General features: G+C 44.0%; 13 protein-coding genes. 9 read left to right on the top strand and 4 right to left on the bottom strand.

Going from position 1 to position 16,009, the window contains the following annotated elements; translation table 11 throughout:
* Nucleotides 1-48 precede the first annotated feature (48 nt).
* The 7 genes from AC59JO_RS04695 to AC59JO_RS04725 all read left to right on the top strand — a co-directional run bounded on the left by AC59JO_RS04695 (nucleotide 49) and on the right by AC59JO_RS04725 (nucleotide 6,170).
* Complete coding sequence (locus tag AC59JO_RS04695) at nucleotides 49-516, top strand: GNAT family N-acetyltransferase (RefSeq protein WP_413669423.1); 468 nt, start codon at nucleotides 49-51, stop codon at nucleotides 514-516.
* Nucleotides 517-655: 139 nt separating this feature from the next.
* Nucleotides 656-1,858 carry an aminotransferase class V-fold PLP-dependent enzyme gene (locus tag AC59JO_RS04700; protein ID WP_497303718.1) on the top strand — a complete coding sequence of 401 codons (1,203 nt, stop codon included), beginning with the start codon at nucleotides 656-658 and terminating at the stop codon, nucleotides 1,856-1,858.
* Between the two features lie 687 nt (nucleotides 1,859-2,545).
* Nucleotides 2,546-3,403: a helix-turn-helix domain-containing protein gene (locus AC59JO_RS04705; protein WP_413669425.1), complete on the top strand. Its 858-nt coding sequence runs from the start codon at nucleotides 2,546-2,548 to the stop codon at nucleotides 3,401-3,403.
* A 67-nt stretch (nucleotides 3,404-3,470) separates the two neighbouring features.
* Nucleotides 3,471-4,043, top strand: a complete 573-nt coding sequence (locus AC59JO_RS04710) for a DUF417 family protein (RefSeq protein ID WP_413669426.1) — start codon at nucleotides 3,471-3,473, stop codon at nucleotides 4,041-4,043.
* 20 nt (nucleotides 4,044-4,063) lie between these two features.
* Complete coding sequence (locus tag AC59JO_RS04715; RefSeq protein WP_497303721.1) at nucleotides 4,064-4,603, top strand: carboxymuconolactone decarboxylase family protein; 540 nt, start codon at nucleotides 4,064-4,066, stop codon at nucleotides 4,601-4,603.
* Between the two features lie 18 nt (nucleotides 4,604-4,621).
* A complete protein-coding gene (locus tag AC59JO_RS04720) occupies nucleotides 4,622-5,023 on the top strand; it encodes a nuclear transport factor 2 family protein (RefSeq protein ID WP_497303723.1) in 402 nt (133 codons plus the stop codon).
* A gap of 544 nt (nucleotides 5,024-5,567) precedes the next feature.
* On the top strand, nucleotides 5,568-6,170 hold the full coding sequence (locus tag AC59JO_RS04725) for a DUF1684 domain-containing protein (protein ID WP_497303725.1): 603 nt from the start codon (nucleotides 5,568-5,570) through the stop codon (nucleotides 6,168-6,170).
* Nucleotides 6,171-6,276: 106 nt separating this feature from the next.
* Here the strand turns inward: AC59JO_RS04725 and AC59JO_RS04730 are convergent, their stop codons facing one another.
* Nucleotides 6,277-9,537 carry a DUF2135 domain-containing protein gene (locus AC59JO_RS04730; protein ID WP_497303727.1) on the bottom strand — a complete coding sequence of 1,087 codons (3,261 nt, stop codon included), beginning with the start codon at nucleotides 9,535-9,537 and terminating at the stop codon, nucleotides 6,277-6,279.
* A 464-nt stretch (nucleotides 9,538-10,001) separates the two neighbouring features.
* On the opposite strand from AC59JO_RS04730, the gene AC59JO_RS04735 reads away from it, so the two are divergent.
* Nucleotides 10,002-10,682 carry a YoaK family protein gene (locus tag AC59JO_RS04735; RefSeq protein ID WP_413669431.1) on the top strand — a complete coding sequence of 227 codons (681 nt, stop codon included), beginning with the start codon at nucleotides 10,002-10,004 and terminating at the stop codon, nucleotides 10,680-10,682.
* A gap of 157 nt (nucleotides 10,683-10,839) precedes the next feature.
* Nucleotides 10,840-11,727: a dienelactone hydrolase family protein gene (locus tag AC59JO_RS04740; RefSeq protein ID WP_497303729.1), complete on the top strand. Its 888-nt coding sequence runs from the start codon at nucleotides 10,840-10,842 to the stop codon at nucleotides 11,725-11,727.
* A gap of 51 nt (nucleotides 11,728-11,778) precedes the next feature.
* Here AC59JO_RS04740 and AC59JO_RS04745 read toward each other — a convergent pair whose 3' ends face one another.
* From AC59JO_RS04745 to AC59JO_RS04755, 3 genes are all read right to left on the bottom strand, one after another.
* Entirely contained in the window at nucleotides 11,779-12,045 is a 267-nt protein-coding gene (locus AC59JO_RS04745) for a DUF4342 domain-containing protein (protein WP_090534028.1), read from the bottom strand.
* A 110-nt stretch (nucleotides 12,046-12,155) separates the two neighbouring features.
* A complete protein-coding gene (locus AC59JO_RS04750) occupies nucleotides 12,156-13,274 on the bottom strand; it encodes a Gfo/Idh/MocA family protein (protein WP_497303732.1) in 1,119 nt (372 codons plus the stop codon).
* A 340-nt stretch (nucleotides 13,275-13,614) separates the two neighbouring features.
* A complete protein-coding gene (locus AC59JO_RS04755) occupies nucleotides 13,615-15,906 on the bottom strand; it encodes a GH92 family glycosyl hydrolase (RefSeq protein ID WP_497303734.1) in 2,292 nt (763 codons plus the stop codon).
* Nucleotides 15,907-16,009: the final 103 nt, after the last annotated feature.

The following is a 16,009-nucleotide window of genomic DNA, read 5'->3' on the forward strand; positions in this document are numbered from 1 at the left end:
TGTTATTGTGTTATGCTTTTATTTTGTATTGATCAAATAATTAAGCACATGGAACTACAGGTTATCGATTACCAGCCTCAGCACGCTCCCTACTTTGAAAAGTTTAACAAGGCATGGCTTGAAGAATATTTCACCGTTGAACCTTTTGATAAATGGGTTTTGGAAAACCCCGACGAAGCCATCATTAAGACGGGCGGCAGCATTTACTTTGTCACCTCAAATGAAAAAATTATTGGCACCGTAGCGCTGCGATATATTGAGGACGGTGTTTATGAGCTTACCAAAATGGCGGTAGATAAAGAGAATCGCGGAGCGGGCGCCGGTCAGTTTTTATGCCAGACCGGGATTGACAAAGCGCGCGAGCTGGGCGTAAAAAAACTGATCCTGTTTTCGAGCCGGGTGCTTGAAAACGCTATTCATATTTACCGCAAACTCGGTTTCACCGAAATACCGGTTGAACCGGGCACCTACAAACGTGCGGATATCATGATGGAAATAAATTTCACTAATAACTAATAGCTTTTTTATTTTTTGTAGAGACGCATAGTTGCGTCTCTCGCAGGACAAGCTGCTTTGCCAAACATTAACCATTTTAAATTGCACGCGGGAGACGCAATTATGCGTCTCTACAGTAAAAAAACAACCTCTCAACTTTATGGAAAATATACTAAGCGAACAGGAAGTACAGCAGCTAAGGGCCGAAACCCGGGGCACAACAAAAACTATCCACTTTAACAATGCCGGCTCATCCCTGCACCCTGATGTAGTGGTTAATACAGTAATAGATTATCTGTACGAAGAAGCTCAAAACGGCGGCTACGAAACCGAGTACACTTACCGCGAAGAGCTTGAAAACACCTATAGCCTTATAGCCCGGCTCATCAATGCCCGCAAAGATGAAATTGCCATTGTTGAAAATGCCAGCATTGGCTGGTGGCTGGCCTTTAACGGTATTGACTTTAAACCCGGCGATGAGATCATCACCTGCGAAATGGAGTATGTAACCAACCTGATTGGTTTACTGCATGCTCAAAAAACAATGGGTGTTGAGTTTAAAGTGATCCCTAATGATGAGCATGGTAATTTTCAGCTCAAAGCTTTTGAAGATGCCATTGGCCCAAAAACAAAGCTGATAGCGGTTACACATATCCCATCAACTGCCGGCAGCATGATCCCGGTTGAGGAGATAGGCAGGATAGCACGTAAACATAATATTTTGTACCTGCTTGATGCCTGTCAAAGCGTAGGCCACGTACCGCTGGATGTAGAGGCCATTGGCTGTGACATGCTGGCCGTAACCGGCCGGAAGTATTTGCGCGCACCAAGGGGCACAGGATTTCTGTACGTCCGCAAAGAAATTCAGGATAAACTGAAGCTGTTTTTTATGGATGGCTTTACCACACAATGGGTAACCGAAACAGATTTTAAACCGCGTGATGATGCGCGCCGTTTTGAGGTGTATGAAAAAAGTCGCGCTTTAACCCTGGGCCTTGGCAAGGCGGTTGAATATGCCCTTAACATCGGCGTTGGCCGTACCTGGCAACGCGTACAACATTTAGCCGGCTTGCTGCGCAGCAAACTAAAAGAAGTTAACGGCATAACCGTTCATGATTTTGGCGACCAGTTATGTGGCATTGTAACCTTTTCTGTTGAAGGGCTGGATGCTGCAGCAGTAAAAAACAAACTCGCCGAAAAGCATATCAATGTATCGGTTGGCAAAGCAGTATCTACACTCATCTACATGAATAAAAACCACCTGAGCAATATTGTAAGGGCTTCGGTACACTATTATAATACAGAGGAAGAGATTGGCGTTTTGTGCGGGGCTTTGGAGGAGATACTTAGGGTAAGCGTTTAACATTCGCACGATTTAGCGTCTACGCTTGATCGTTGGCCTTAATGGAGCGTCCACGCTCCCGCATTATGTTATTAACGTAAGCGTGGACGCTTACTTTGATCATAGTTCAAGCGAAAGACGCTTGAACTTGCATAAGAAGCCCTGGAAAAAATCGTGATGAGGTGTAAAATATATTTTAGAGATAGTGTGTTGGGTTGCGTTAGGGATGGGAGCGGATACCGGCCTTGTGGCTAAGGCCGGTGCAGTATAAGCGTACAGCCCGGGCCGCAGGCAACGCCCATGTTATAAAACCGATCAAAAAAAAAAACAATCTTAATAATCAATAACTTACAATTTCGCCATTGCGAGGAGGTACGACGAAGCAATCTCGTAGCTATACAGAGCGGACATGCATTGGCTACGAGATTGCCACGCTACGCTCGCAACGACATACTTTTTTTAGAGATAATTTCATCTTCTGAACACTTATAGTGTTGTAACTAATAACGGCTTAGCCACTATTGCATGGGCTCTTACCTGGCTTATAGCTCAAGCGTTTTTCGCTTGAACTTGCATGATAGAAGGCGGCAACAAAACAGCTGCATCTATTGGTTTTTTGTAATTTTTTTGAGCGAAAACTCAACCCATAAAAGTGGTTGCCGCTATAAAGCAGAGTATATTTATATTAGTGCCATAAATCATTGGCCATTGAAAGCAATCCGCGATAAAGCAGGCGAGTTTTTACTTGGGTTACAGGATGTACGGGAAGATATTTTATGTACACCTGCCCAGTTTTCTGAATACACCGTTTACCTGGTTCCTGAAGGATCGGGTATCTTTCATGCAGATTTTGGAGCATTCCCTTTTACAGGCCCGGTGTTATTGTTTTCGACCCCACTGCAGATTATTTATGTAGATGAGTGCCGCGCCATAAAAAGCAATATCTTACAGTTTCACAGTGATTTTTATTGTATCGAGTACCACCGCGAAGAAGTAGCCTGCAACGGATTGTTATTCAACAATATCTATCTTGACCCTATAGTTGCACTTACCCCGCAGGATGTAAAAGTGTTTGAGTTGTTACTGATGCAGATGAACGATGAATTTATGCAGCCGCCACCCTCTGAAATTGTATTGCGGGCCTATCTGCAGCTTTTTTTGGCTAAGGCCAGCAGCATAAAAATAAATGCAATCAACAGTGATCAGGATAAGCCCCAAAAAGACGAAATGATGGAAAAGTTCCGGACACTGCTTAACCAGCATTACCTTGATCTGCATAAACCATCAGATTATGCCTCGTTACTGGCTATATCTTCTGATAATTTAACCCGGCGCTGTACAAAATATTTCCGCAAATCGCCTTCACAGCTCATCCAGGAGCGGCTGATCCTTGAGGCAAAAAAGCAGCTTCATTTAACCCGGCAAAGCATCAAAGAAATTGCCTATAACCTGAAGTTTCAGGACGAATTTTATTTTAGCCGGGTATTTAAAAAGTTCACTAAAATATCGCCGCAAACATTTCGCGATAAAACAGGCATCTCCATCGTCGCGGATTTGTACAAATAAAACCCCGTTTCGTCCATGTTGGGGGTGCTCATGGCGTTGTAGTTTTGCTTCATCAAAAAACAACAACATGAAAACTTCAATCATAAACACCATAGCCGGCCTTGATCAGCTTGGTAAAAAAGCCGTTCGTTTCGGCATCGTAGTCGTATTCCTTTGGATAGGTGGCCTTAAGTTTTTCACTTACGAAGCCGATGGCGTTGTGCCCTTTGTGGCTAACAGCCCGGTAATGTCATTCTTTTACAATCATCCAACCGAATACAAAAAACACATGAACAAAGAAGGCGAACTGATAGCCGCCAACCACCAGTGGAATATCGAAAATAACACCTATGGCTTTTCAATTGGTCTGGGTATTATGCTGGTAGCGCTTGGTATTTTGGTTGCACTTTATAAAGTTGCGCCAATACCAAGTATGATTGCCAGTATACTGGTCTTTATCATGACTTTGGGCACGCTTTCCTTCCTGATCACCACTCCCGAAAGCTGGGTACCACATTTAACCGATAACCAATGGGGCTTCCCATACCTGTCAGGTCGCGGTCGTTTGGTTATTAAAGATATCGTGATCCTTGGCGGTGCCATCATCACCATGAGCGAAACCGCACAGCTTTATCTTAAACGTAAATCAACAAGTAAATAATCTTAAACCAGCATATAATCATGAAAACTATAAATGTCCCCACCCGCGAACAGGTAAGTACCGAAGCACAGGTAATGTTTGATACATTCACAAAACGCGTTGGTAAAGTGCCTAACCTTTATGCCACTATGGGGTACTCGGGGCCTGCACTTAAAATGTTTATGGATATGGAGGATGACATGAGCAAAAGCATATTTACCCCTAAAGAAAGGGAAGCTATTGCCCTCATTGTTTCTGAACTAAACGGCTGTGCCTATTGCTTAGCCGGCCATAGTATGCTGGCCATGAAACGCGGCTTTACCAAAGAGCAAACACTGGATATCAGAAGAGGCCGTACTTCTGATGATAAGCTGAACGCTATCATCGGTTTAGCCAAATCAATTGTTGAAAATAAAGGTAAAGGCGATGAAACCTCACTAAATAACTTCTACGCAGCCGGTTTTGATGAAGCAGCTTTAATGGACCTTATTGCCTTTATTACTATACGTGTATATACCAACTATGTATTTGCAAACACAGAAGTTCCGGTAGATTTTCCTGCTGCCGAACCTCTTAACTAATACCTAAAACATATCATCATGAAAACCACCGAAGAAATAAAAGAACAATTAGCCAATAAGTTTTTAACAGGACTAAAAAATCGCGACTGGGAGCTCATGCGCTCGGCCCTTGCCAATGATGTTATCTGGACCCTGCCGGGAACAAGTCTGCTTTCGGGCCCTGCTGTTGGTGCCGATGCTGTGATAAAACGTGCCGGTCAGCTGCGTGATTTTGGGGTAATGGTTCAGTTGAACCACATTTTATACGGGTTGGATAGTGTAGCCCTGTCGCTTCACAACACAGCCAGCCGCAGCGATTTGATCCTGGATGAACAGGTAGCCATAGTTTGCGATATTACTGATGGTAAGATCAGCCGGATAACCACACATTTGAGCGATGTGGAAGGGATCAATGCGTTTTTTATTGATGGGGTGATTTAACGTTATACAGCATATTATTAAACTCGTCATTAACGTTCCATCAGGGTCTCTCTCGCAGAGGACCCTGATGTTTTCGCCAAGCAGGCACGCCTGCTTTTTGCGCGTTATATAACAGTCTCCCAATCACAGCAGGAACATCAGGGTCCTCTACGAGTTTAAGTTTACCCACAAAATCTAAATGCTCGCTAAGCAGTGTTTGGAAAGCAAGTTTACGATCACGAGACTCCGCTGGAGTCCAATATCTGTCTGAATTTTGTCTATAAACACGTGGCCTCTCTGAGGCCGCTTGGCAAATCGACCATATTCGTTATGTTATAAATATTACCGGCCCCATAGGGGCCACGTGTTTATAGCACTAAAGAGCATATTTCCCGGCTCCGTAGGCGCCTCGTGTTGAAATTCTGGTTGGTGAATTTTGTGGGTAAACTTAATTCTACGAGAGACCCTGATGGGACAAGGTTTAGGATTGCTTTGTCCCCCCCTCAATGACACTTTTTTTTGACCTGCGTCTACCTTATCTTTGAGCCTAATCCCTGCGATACACATGAAATACTTCATTACTCTCCTATTTGTCTTTTTCATCGGCCAACACAGCTTTGCGCAAAACCATAAGGAACAAATTGCTGCCTTCAGGCAAAATTACAAGGATGATTTTTTAAAAGATCCACGATCTCCACTTAAACAGGATGACCTTCAATTTTTAAGGTTTTATGATGCCGACAGCACCTACCGTATAACTGCCAAAGCCGAATTGCTTACCAATCAATCAACTTTTATAATACCTACCTTCAGCGGTACTGGCAGTCAATACATACGTTACGCCCAGCTTTCCTTTACGCTTAAAGGTAAACCTATGCAGTTAACCATTTACAAAAGCATAGCCCTGTCGCAAAACCCTGCTTTCAGTAATTACCTGTTCCTGCCTTTTACCGATGCTACCAATGGATCGGAAACTTACGGTGGCGGCCGGTATATCGATCTTACAACTAAAGATATCAAAAACGGCTCTATCGTTATCGACTTCAATAAAGCCTATAATCCATACTGCGCTTTCAGCAGCGGCTATTCATGCCCTAAACCTCCCGACGAAAACCGGGTTGATATGGCCGTTGAAGCTGGCGAAAAAAACTTTGGAAAAGGGCATTGATCTAAATTCATTGGTAGTATAAAGGTATGGGCTCTAATAATAAAAAAGAGCCCCGCTGTTAACGGAGCTCTACTGTTACAATCGGGCCTGGATCACGCCCAATCATCTATTTAAAGTCCAGGTCGCCAATGTAAACAGTGCCGTTTGCGCCTTTCTTCATTTGCAATACAATAATCTCTTTCTTCTCATCAGGAGTTCCGTAATGCGTAAACATTTCGGCCATAACGGTAGTTGGCCCCGCAATGGTGGCCTGGCGGTCACCAAAATAGTTAATCTCTATTTTGTAAGTCCCTTTAACAGCTTTCTTCAATAAAAATTGCTCCGGGCCAAAACCCTGTGTCATATCGTGCGAGATCCTGCCGCCTATTGCTGTGCGGTTATGGCTGTAAAAACACTTTTCATTATTAGGGTCCGTTACCCAAAGATCAATATCCGTGTTGTTCATATTCCAATCCATCACAATGCGGATATCAACCGGCAAAGGTTTGATCAGCTTTTTGTCAATTGCTGAAATGTTAAGTTTGCCTTTATTAAGCGCTATGATCCTGTTTATTTCGGGCAAAAACACCTCCTGAATACCACGATATAAATTATCTGCTTCGCCGGTATAGCTTTTGGTCATGGCAGTGTAAAGCACCTCAAGTGCTTTTTGATGTTCGCCGGCATCATCAAGGGCCAGGCCGTAATCACGGTAGCTTTGCGGATCGAGCGGGCGCAGTTCGGTGACTTTTTTAAAGGCAAACACTTCACCTTCAAAATCGCCAAGCTGTTTTAGTTTATAGCCCAGCATTTTATATAGTTCATAGCTCCCCAGGTCAAGCTCGGCAAGGTTACTCAGGATCCGCGTACCCAGTTCTGTATTGCCCGTTTTTATAAAATAATCGGCCACATCAAAATAATAAACAGGATTGCCGCTCAATGAAGCCCGTAACTCCAGGTATTTTTGGTACTGCGCAGCCTTATCTGTTTTTTGGATAATTTTTAAGTAATCGGCGGCAGCTGGATTGTAGGTAACGCTGATGCCACCGTTTGCATTTGCAGGTCTGGCAACAGAATCTGCACGGACAGCGCTGCCATGGCTGGTCCGCGTATTGATCACTACAACTCCACCGGCGGCTCTTGCACCGTAAATAGCCGTAGCATTGGCATCTTTTAAAACCTGTACCGATCCAACATCGTTAGGATTTATATTATTTATAGACGAAGTTGCTACTCCATCAACAATATACAGTGGCGCAGGCGCATTAGCGCTTGCCGTACCTCGCACCCGTACATCAGCATTTGAACCGGCCGAACCGGAGGTGGTTACCAGGACTCCTGGTACTCTGCCTGCAAGCTGTGTATTAACCTGGTCGTTTTGTATTGTTGTAACAGAACCGGTGGTCGATGTCTTTCTTTGCACACCGTATCCTACCACAACAACCTCACTAAGCTGATTGGAATTTGGCGGGGCCGCATTTGCAGAATATCCGGCAGCTGCCGATGGCTGCGCCGTGCCCGGGGGATTTGCCACAGCCTCTGCAACCGGCAAAGTAGCATTGGCATGTGGGGTACGGGCCTTGTCGTTTTCATTTTTTAATTTGGGTTTCGGCTCCGCTTCAACTTTCGTATCCCACCATTTAGCAAGTTCGGTTTCCGTGGTATAAGCTGCGGTAAGGTTTTCGCGTACCGGCTCATTAACCGGACCGCGTTGCTTCATAATGGCATCGTACTGGGCTTGTAATTCGGCAGGTGGCTCAATGCCATATTGAATATAATCGCTCACATTTTCTAACACAATGAGCGAAGTATTGCGGGTGACGATCCCAAAACGTTTACCAAGCGATTCAATCTCCTGCCGGTTGGCATCATAATTAATATCCAGCTCGCTGATCTTTTTTTGCGCCCATAGTTTGGCTACATCTACTCCTTCAACTGCGTTGGTTGCCAAATCAAGTGTAACCGTTTTTTCAAAGCTAACTTTATCGCCATAGCCGTATTGCAGTGTAATATTTTGGTTGGGGTTACGGGTGGTACCGGCTATTGAAAATGAATTGCCAACCGCAACAGGCAATGAGGGATAAGTTTCTTCCACAGTAGCCCCGGCTTTGATCCCCAAAAAATGCAGCGAGCGGGTGGTTAGTTTGCTCAGCGCTTTATCGGTATCGCCTCCGGTAAGGTCAACCAGTTCTCCATGTGTTTTAAGGGCGATGAGTTTAAGATTGCTATAGTCGGCTGTTGAAGATGAATTAATACAATAAACCGGCTTATTAATCAATTTCAAAGCTTTTTCGCCAAAGGTTTGATGACCATCGCTCATGAGCAGAAATTCATCTGCCGGATATTGAGCCAGGTTGATATTGCCAAAATTGGTGGCGCCATCGTAAGTAACGTGCTCAAGCACATTTTTCAGCTCGGCCCAGTCGCCGTTACGTACAGGATAACTTTTAGTACTGATCACTTTGTTGCTGAATATGGTAAGGTTTACCTCTGCATTATTTACTTTTTTAAAATAGGCATCCAGCAGCGCCAACTCTTTTTTACTATCGCGATTGGCCCCGCTTAGAGAAGCATCCCACAGCAAACCAATACGATGAGGAAGCGGTTTGCTCACCGACTGCGACTGTAACGACGTATTGATAAAATAATAGTACTTATTACCCTGGGCCTGCAACATTACCTCATTTGCTCCGGCAGGTTTAGGGATTAAAAACGACAGAGCATGATCTGGCACATAATTGCTTTTTTCAACAGATGCCGAATATGTATTATGATGGTTGTCAAAATGCAGTATATCGTCTTCCCCTTCGGCAACCGGGGCTTCGGCATTTTGAATAACCGATGCATTGAGCGAAAACTTTTCGACAGTATCTTTAACATTAAGCGGCAGCGTAAACTTCAGGTTATCTTTATCAGCCAGGGGAATCTCTTCTTCATAACCAATAATCACCGTACGGGTACTATTGGGATTAATAGGATAAATACGCGTACGGAATGCATTACCTTCTACCTTTTCAAGCAAACCCGGATCAACCCTGCGACGTTCAATAGCCTCAAAGGTTACGGTTCCCTTGCCCCTGTCAACAGGTACGGCCTCCCGCATTTTGCCATTAATATCGAGGGCATAACGGCTAACGCTAATACCATCCTTTAACGGAAACACCAATGTGCCTTCTAAAATGCGCGAAGTTGAATTAAAGAAAGTCATTTGCCAGGTGGTGCGGCTAATGTTACCGTAAATAGCAACATCAACCTTTAACTGCTGCAGCTTAACGCCGCTATTGCTTTTACCATCAACAGTAAGCTGAGGGCTCTGCGCACAAACTGTTGTTATGCACAATACAAACAGCATAATTACTAATAAGGGAAAGGAAATTATCTTTTTCATGGATGCTTATTTCCTACAGGATGCGGAGATTTAAGCGTTTCCATAAAATGATCTAAAAAAAATTAACGGATACATCAGGGTCCTCTATGAGTTTAAGTTAACCCACGAAATTGCTTTGTAGCTTAATCAGTAAGGCGTTTTGTTTTGCCTCTCTGAGGCAAAGGATATTTCTATACTTTTTATGCTACAAACCTTTTGCACCTCTGGTGCACCTGTCCTTAAGCCTCATTATGTTGTAAAACCTTAACGGCCCCAGTGGGGCCACGTGTTTATAGCCTTAAAAGAGGATATTTTTTGGTTCCGTAGGTGCCTCCTATTGAAATTTCAGGTTGGTGAATTTTGTGGGTAAACTTAAACTCGCGGAGGCCCCCGCGGAGACACGAACCTTTTTGTCAACTATTCGTTTGCAGAAAATATTGACTATTTTGCCATTAGAAGCAACGATTTGCCTTTTTAATACATCAATGGAAAACTCAAATAACATTTGGTATGTAACCATCCTGCTAAGTGCTGTTGCCGGCTATTGTGATACCGTAACTTTTGTGGCAGCAAACTCCATGTTTTCGGCGCATGTTACCGGCAATTTTATTGTATTTGCTTACCAGATCATTAACGGGTCTGATCCGCAAGCCTGGATTAAATTACTCTCCTTTCCTGTTTTTGTTGCAGCGGTAATAACCGGCGGACAAATAGGTGCTGAAGCGGGTAAAAGGTACCGGCTGTTATTTATTGAAGGGATCCTGCTACTCATGAGCGGCATCTTTGCAATGTCCGCGAAGTTTTATTCAATGGCCTACTGGAGCGTACACTTTACAGCAATGATGGTGGTATTTGCCATGGGGCTCCAAAACGCCTTCGGTAAACTTTATGCCAAAGAAACCTATGGCCCCACAACTATGATGACCGGTAACGTAACCCAGGCTTCGCTTGATCTTGGCAGCCTGCTCTTTTCTCTATTCAAAAACACTGTTAGCCTCGGCGCTTTAAAAAACCAAACAATAACCATAACGGGCTTTTTAGGTGGCTGCCTCACCGGTGCCCTGATGGCAAAGGACTTTGGCTTACCCGTACTGATTGCCCCTGGCTTATTATTGATTATCTGTTACCTAAGCACTACCCGGCAGGCAGCCCGGCAGTTACAGTAAGCTTTGGGGTATCAATCTGTAGCCTCTACTTCGGGGAGAGACGTAAAATACAATACATGGACACGTCCAGAAATTCGACACAAAACATTACTGGTAATGAGACTGTTACACCCTAAGCAAAACCTAACCGGTAAATTTGAACAAAGCCTCCAGCAATATGAACCAAATTAAAAGAGAAGACATCAAACAGGAAGTGTTTGACCTGTACGATGATTATGCACATAATCGTCTCGACAGGCGCGCTTTTATGCAAAAACTGTCCTTGTATGCAGTAGGCGGTTTAACGGTAACTGCATTGATGAGTTTCATGATGCCCGATTACCATTCAACCGCAGAAGTGAAATCTGATGATCCGCATTTGAAATCAGGCTATATCAACTACCCCTCACCCAAAGGCGGCGGAACAATTAAAGGCCTGCTATCAGAGCCTGCCGACGCAAAGAAAAAATTGGGAGGCATTGTAGTTGTTCATGAAAACCGGGGACTAAACCCATATATAGAAGATGTAGCCAGACGCGCCGCCCTCGCCGGCTTTATTACACTTGCTCCCGATGCGCTAAGTCCATTGGGTGGTTACCCCGGCAATGATGATGAAGGGCGCGCCATGCAAGCCAAAAGGGACAAGGGCCAAATGGAAGAAGATTTTATAGCAGCTTATGAATACCTGAAAAACCATAAAGACTGCAATGGTAAAGTGGGTGTTGTAGGTTTTTGCTATGGCGGAGGAATTGCCAATATGATGGCCGTACGTATTCCCGACTTGGCTGCCGCTGTTCCATTTTACGGAAGTCAGCCGGCCCTTGAAGATGTTCCTAAAATTAAAGCGCCGCTACAGCTGCACTATGCATCACTGGATACCCGCATTACAGATGGCTGGCCGGCCTATGAAAAAGCCTTAAAAGAAAACGGCAAAAAATATCAGGCTTTTATTTATGAAAATGCCAATCATGGTTTTCATAATAACACTACTCCACGTTACGATAAAGCCGCAGCAGAATTAGCCTGGAAACGAACCATTGATTTTTTTACCGAATATTTAAACTAAAGACCAGAAATTTCCGGTCTTTAGTTTCACAGAATTATACTGGAAGATATCTTATTCTTTTGGGGTATCTTCTTTATCTTCCTCTTCCCGTTCTACAGTTATGGTACATTCTGTAACCAGGGCCGCCAGGGTGCCTACAGCAGCAAATACCGGTGCCAGTATCATCCCAAAAAGGCCTACGCTTAAAGGAAAAGTCATTAGCTCTTTACCATGTTTATCAGAAATGGTGATCCTGCTGGCTTTACCTTCGTTAATTATTTCTTTTATCTTTCCCAATAACGCTTCACCGTTAATTGAAAATGTTTCTTTGGTGCTCATGTTTTTTCTAAGTTTTTATATTTAGATGAGCACGCCGGCAGCTTGTTACAGGTTCTGCTAAATATGACACATCAAACCGAAGGCACCTCTGGTACACTTTACCCAGCCTGCTACAAACTCACTTCCACTTTTTTTCCGGTCTTAACGGCGAGATAAATGGCATCAATAATCTTAAGGTCTTTTACAGCTTCTTCACCATTTACAGGTACTACCGGTTTCTTGTTATTGAATATGATTTCGCACATCTCGTCCATCTGTACGGTTTGATGCGTGGTGATTGGCTGGTTAAGCTCTCCCAAATGGGTACGACCTCTGATTGGCCCGTAACCGGTAGAAGGCTGCATTTCGGCAAAGCCCTTTTCCCCATCAAGAAAAAAGCGGTCGAGATTGTTCATATTATAGGTAGATAAACAGGAAGCCACCGCCCCGCTCGGGAAGCCAAACTGAAACTGGATGGTTTCGTCAACTCCTTCCTTAAATTTCACCGGATCGGTTTTGGTTTCCTGTGCGGTAACCCATATCGGTTCTTCCCCCGTCATGTAACGTGCGCCGTTGATAGCGTAAATGCCTATATCCATCATTGATCCGCCGCCGGCCAGTTTTTTATTCAGTCGCCATTGTGTAGGATCGCCAATGGTAAACCCGCATTGTCCCTGAAAAAACCTGATCTTTCCAAACTCCCCGCTTTGCCGCATCCTAATCACTTCAAGCGTTTTGGGTTCAAAATGCATGCGGTAGCCTACCAGCAGTTTTACATTGGCCTTTTTGCAGGCATCAACCATTGCCTGTCCCTCCTGCGCATTAACCGCCATTGGCTTCTCGCATATAGCATGTTTACCTGCCGCCGCTGTCCTGATCACAAAATCATGGTGCAGCCCGTTTGGGGTAATAACATATACGGCATCGATATCCGGATTATTTTTTATGTTATCGAAATTCTCATAGTTGTAGCAGTTTTTTTCGGGGATACCATATTTACTTTGCCATGCCTTAACTTTTGATGGCGTACCACTGACCACGCCTACCAGTTTAGCTTTGGTACATTTCCGCATAGCCTCTGCAACCATAGTTCCGTAACCTCCAAGCCCCAAGATGGCCACACGTAATAGTGGGCCGTCATAAGGTGGTTCAACATTATCTGCTCCTGCTGCCCAACCCGAAAGCGGGGCAAGCTGCAGGGCCAGGGCAGATAAGCCCAGTTTCTGCAAAAAATCACGACGAGAATTCATAGGTATGTTTTTGGTTGATGACAATTTACATATTTCCGGGAAAAATGCACCTAAGTCATCTGATTTTTACAGGGAAGCAGGGTTTGCTCTTAAAAGGTTTCAACAAAATAAAAAATGTCATTTCGACGAACCAAGGTGGAATTTGTGCGCAGGAGGTGAGGAGAAATCTTCTACGCCCTGCTTTTACAGCTATAGTTGTAGAGCCTGATGTAGAAGATTTCTCTTTCGCTCCACCACTCAGCCCGCCCTTGCTCTATCGAAATGACATTTCCCTTTTTTAAAATGTGTACACAGCAGTTCGAGAGGGGATTTTAAAAATCCCTTTCCCCTGCTTATTTCATTACATCCCTTTAGGCTGATTTGCCGGTTTAACTGCCCAGTTACTCCCCGGTTTATCATTCATATATATTTCAAGTTTGCCGCCGTTCCTGATATCGCTGTAACGGATAAAATTATCGGGCATTATTTTGCCATTCAATTTCACTGCACTGATATACATTGATTTCGGACTTGATTTATGGCAAATGATCTCAAACTTTCTTTCATTTTGAAGTGTAATAACAATTTTATCAAACAACGGCGAACACAGCAGGTACTCGCCCGAAACCGGGTTTACCGGGTAAAAACCCATCGATGCAAACAGATACCAGGCCGACATCTGACCGGCATCATCGTTTCCTCCCAAACCACCGGGACCATCGCTGTATTCGGTAGCTAAGATCTTGCGTACGGCTGCTTGTGTTTTCCATGGCGATGGCGTATAATTATACATAAAAGGAATCTGGTGCCCCGGCTCATTGCCGTGCCAGTATTCGCCCTTTTCAAACAGGCTATCTAAAGATTGTTCAAGCTTTTTAGTACCACCCATCAGCTTTGCCAAACCAGGCACATCCTGCGGCACATAAAACGTGTATTGACGTGCGGTGCCTTCTGTAATATAAGTTGCCTTTTTATCCGGATCAAAGGGAGATACCCAACTGCCATCAAGATGTTTACCGCGGACAAACCCCGTTGACGGATCAAACACATTGGTATAATATTTTGCCCGTTTGCTAAGCGCCGTATAATCGGCAGTATTTTTTAAAGCTTTTGCAAATTGCGCCAGCGCATAATCATCGTAAGCGTATTCCATGGTACGGCTCACCTGTTCCATTTTGTGGAAGGCATCACGTACACTATCTTCTAAGGGGATGTACTGATATTTCAAATAACTATCCAGTGCCCTGCGGCCTTTGCCTTCCACATAATCGGCCCTGTTAGCAGGCAGTTCAAAAGCATTATGCCTTAAAATTTGGTAAGCATCTGTAACATCAAAATCAGTGATCCCTTTTAAATATGCCGAACTGATCACCGAAACTGTGTGATCGCCGATCATTTCGGATGTATAGCTGTTCCAGCACGGGAATACAGGCATCCAACCACCTTGCTTACCTTTCAGGATCAGTGATTTCGCCAGGTTATTGATCAAAACCGGATTCAGGATCTCAAACAATGGCAATTGCGCCCGGTAAATATCCCACATCGAAAAATCATCATAATAATTACCGTTAGATAATTTTTCGATCTGGTAATTACCAGAAAACCGCGGATACTTGCCATCTACATCATTAAAAAGGCGCGGATGCTGCATGGCGTGATAAAATGATGTATAAAAGATCCGTTTATCCTGTTCGCTGTTTGTTGAAATGCTTATCTGCCCTAAAGCTTTTTCCCATCTTGATTTGCTTTTTGCTACAGCCCTCTCAAAATCAAACCCGGGCATTTCGGCTTGCAGGTTTTTGCGTGCCCCGTCCAAACTGGTAAACGATGTACCTATCCTTATGGTTAACTTTTCGCCTTTGTTGAATTTGAACCCTGCATAAATGCCCGTGCCTCCGTCGTTTTTGATACTATCGGCAGTAGATGTTTTATCGCCCGCAAACGTGCCTGTTTTACTCAAACTCCGTTCAAACCTGATCACAAAAAAACCACTGAAACCTGCGCTTTTGCCCCAACCCTGGTAAATGCGGTGCGCCGGGTTATAGCCCGATATTTCACCGGTTTGTTTATCCACTTTTACAAAACCTTCATGATAATCACTATTGGCTTTGATCAATAAATAAAGGCTGTCGGCCTGTTCCATGGTAAACTGCATCATGCCGCAGCGTTCGGTGGAGGTTACTGCGGCATTCACTTTATATTGATTAAGGTTTACGCTATAAAAGTGCGGCGACGATAGTTCATCGGTATGTTTAAATGTCGCGCTATAATTAGTTGTTTTTAGTTTACCTGTGATGGGCATAATAGTGAAGCTGCCATAATCCTGGGTACATGAACCACTTAACCAATGCGAACCCCGCAGGCCGTTAAATACACTGTCTTTATAATAATAAGGGGGCACGCATTTAGTTTCGCCACTCTCGGTTTCGGGAGTCCATTGCGTCATTGCAAAGGGTGTGGTAACCGCGGGAATGGTATTGGCAAACCGCGTATCAGCCGCCTGGCCATGTTTTAGCGCCGAAGCTGTGGTAGCAATAGCTGTACCTGCCATCGGCTGTACATATTTAACCAGTTTTTGGGCAAAAACCGGCCGCGGAAGTACTAACAGCGCTATAGCAATAAAGTAATTTGTTAGTTTGGATATGAAGTTCATTTTAAAACGGCGTTAACAAAAAATTTCGTGGTAAAATACAGCAATCATTGTTAATTGTTACCTGCAAATAATTAAATAGTAGAATTTGAGATGAGCTACTCAA

The organism is Mucilaginibacter sp. A5337 (assembly GCF_059690695.1).

What these genes read in the sequence shown, in the direction of transcription:
- AC59JO_RS04700 (WP_497303718.1), top strand. Translation starts at nt 656, where the DNA reads ATGGAAAATATACTAAGCGAACAGGAAGTACAGCAGCTAAGGGCCGAA.
- AC59JO_RS04750 (WP_497303732.1), bottom strand. Translation starts at nt 13,274, where the DNA reads ATGAATTCTCGTCGTGATTTTTTGCAGAAACTGGGCTTATCTGCCCTG.
- AC59JO_RS04745 (WP_090534028.1), bottom strand. Translation starts at nt 12,045, where the DNA reads ATGAGCACCAAAGAAACATTTTCAATTAACGGTGAAGCGTTATTGGGA.
- AC59JO_RS04710 (WP_413669426.1), top strand. Translation starts at nt 3,471, where the DNA reads ATGAAAACTTCAATCATAAACACCATAGCCGGCCTTGATCAGCTTGGT.
- AC59JO_RS04695 (WP_413669423.1), top strand. Translation starts at nt 49, where the DNA reads ATGGAACTACAGGTTATCGATTACCAGCCTCAGCACGCTCCCTACTTT.
- AC59JO_RS04725 (WP_497303725.1), top strand. Translation starts at nt 5,568, where the DNA reads ATGAAATACTTCATTACTCTCCTATTTGTCTTTTTCATCGGCCAACAC.
- AC59JO_RS04720 (WP_497303723.1), top strand. Translation starts at nt 4,622, where the DNA reads ATGAAAACCACCGAAGAAATAAAAGAACAATTAGCCAATAAGTTTTTA.
- AC59JO_RS04715 (WP_497303721.1), top strand. Translation starts at nt 4,064, where the DNA reads ATGAAAACTATAAATGTCCCCACCCGCGAACAGGTAAGTACCGAAGCA.
- AC59JO_RS04755 (WP_497303734.1), bottom strand. Translation starts at nt 15,906, where the DNA reads ATGAACTTCATATCCAAACTAACAAATTACTTTATTGCTATAGCGCTG.
- AC59JO_RS04730 (WP_497303727.1), bottom strand. Translation starts at nt 9,537, where the DNA reads ATGAAAAAGATAATTTCCTTTCCCTTATTAGTAATTATGCTGTTTGTA.
- AC59JO_RS04735 (WP_413669431.1), top strand. Translation starts at nt 10,002, where the DNA reads ATGGAAAACTCAAATAACATTTGGTATGTAACCATCCTGCTAAGTGCT.
- AC59JO_RS04740 (WP_497303729.1), top strand. Translation starts at nt 10,840, where the DNA reads ATGAACCAAATTAAAAGAGAAGACATCAAACAGGAAGTGTTTGACCTG.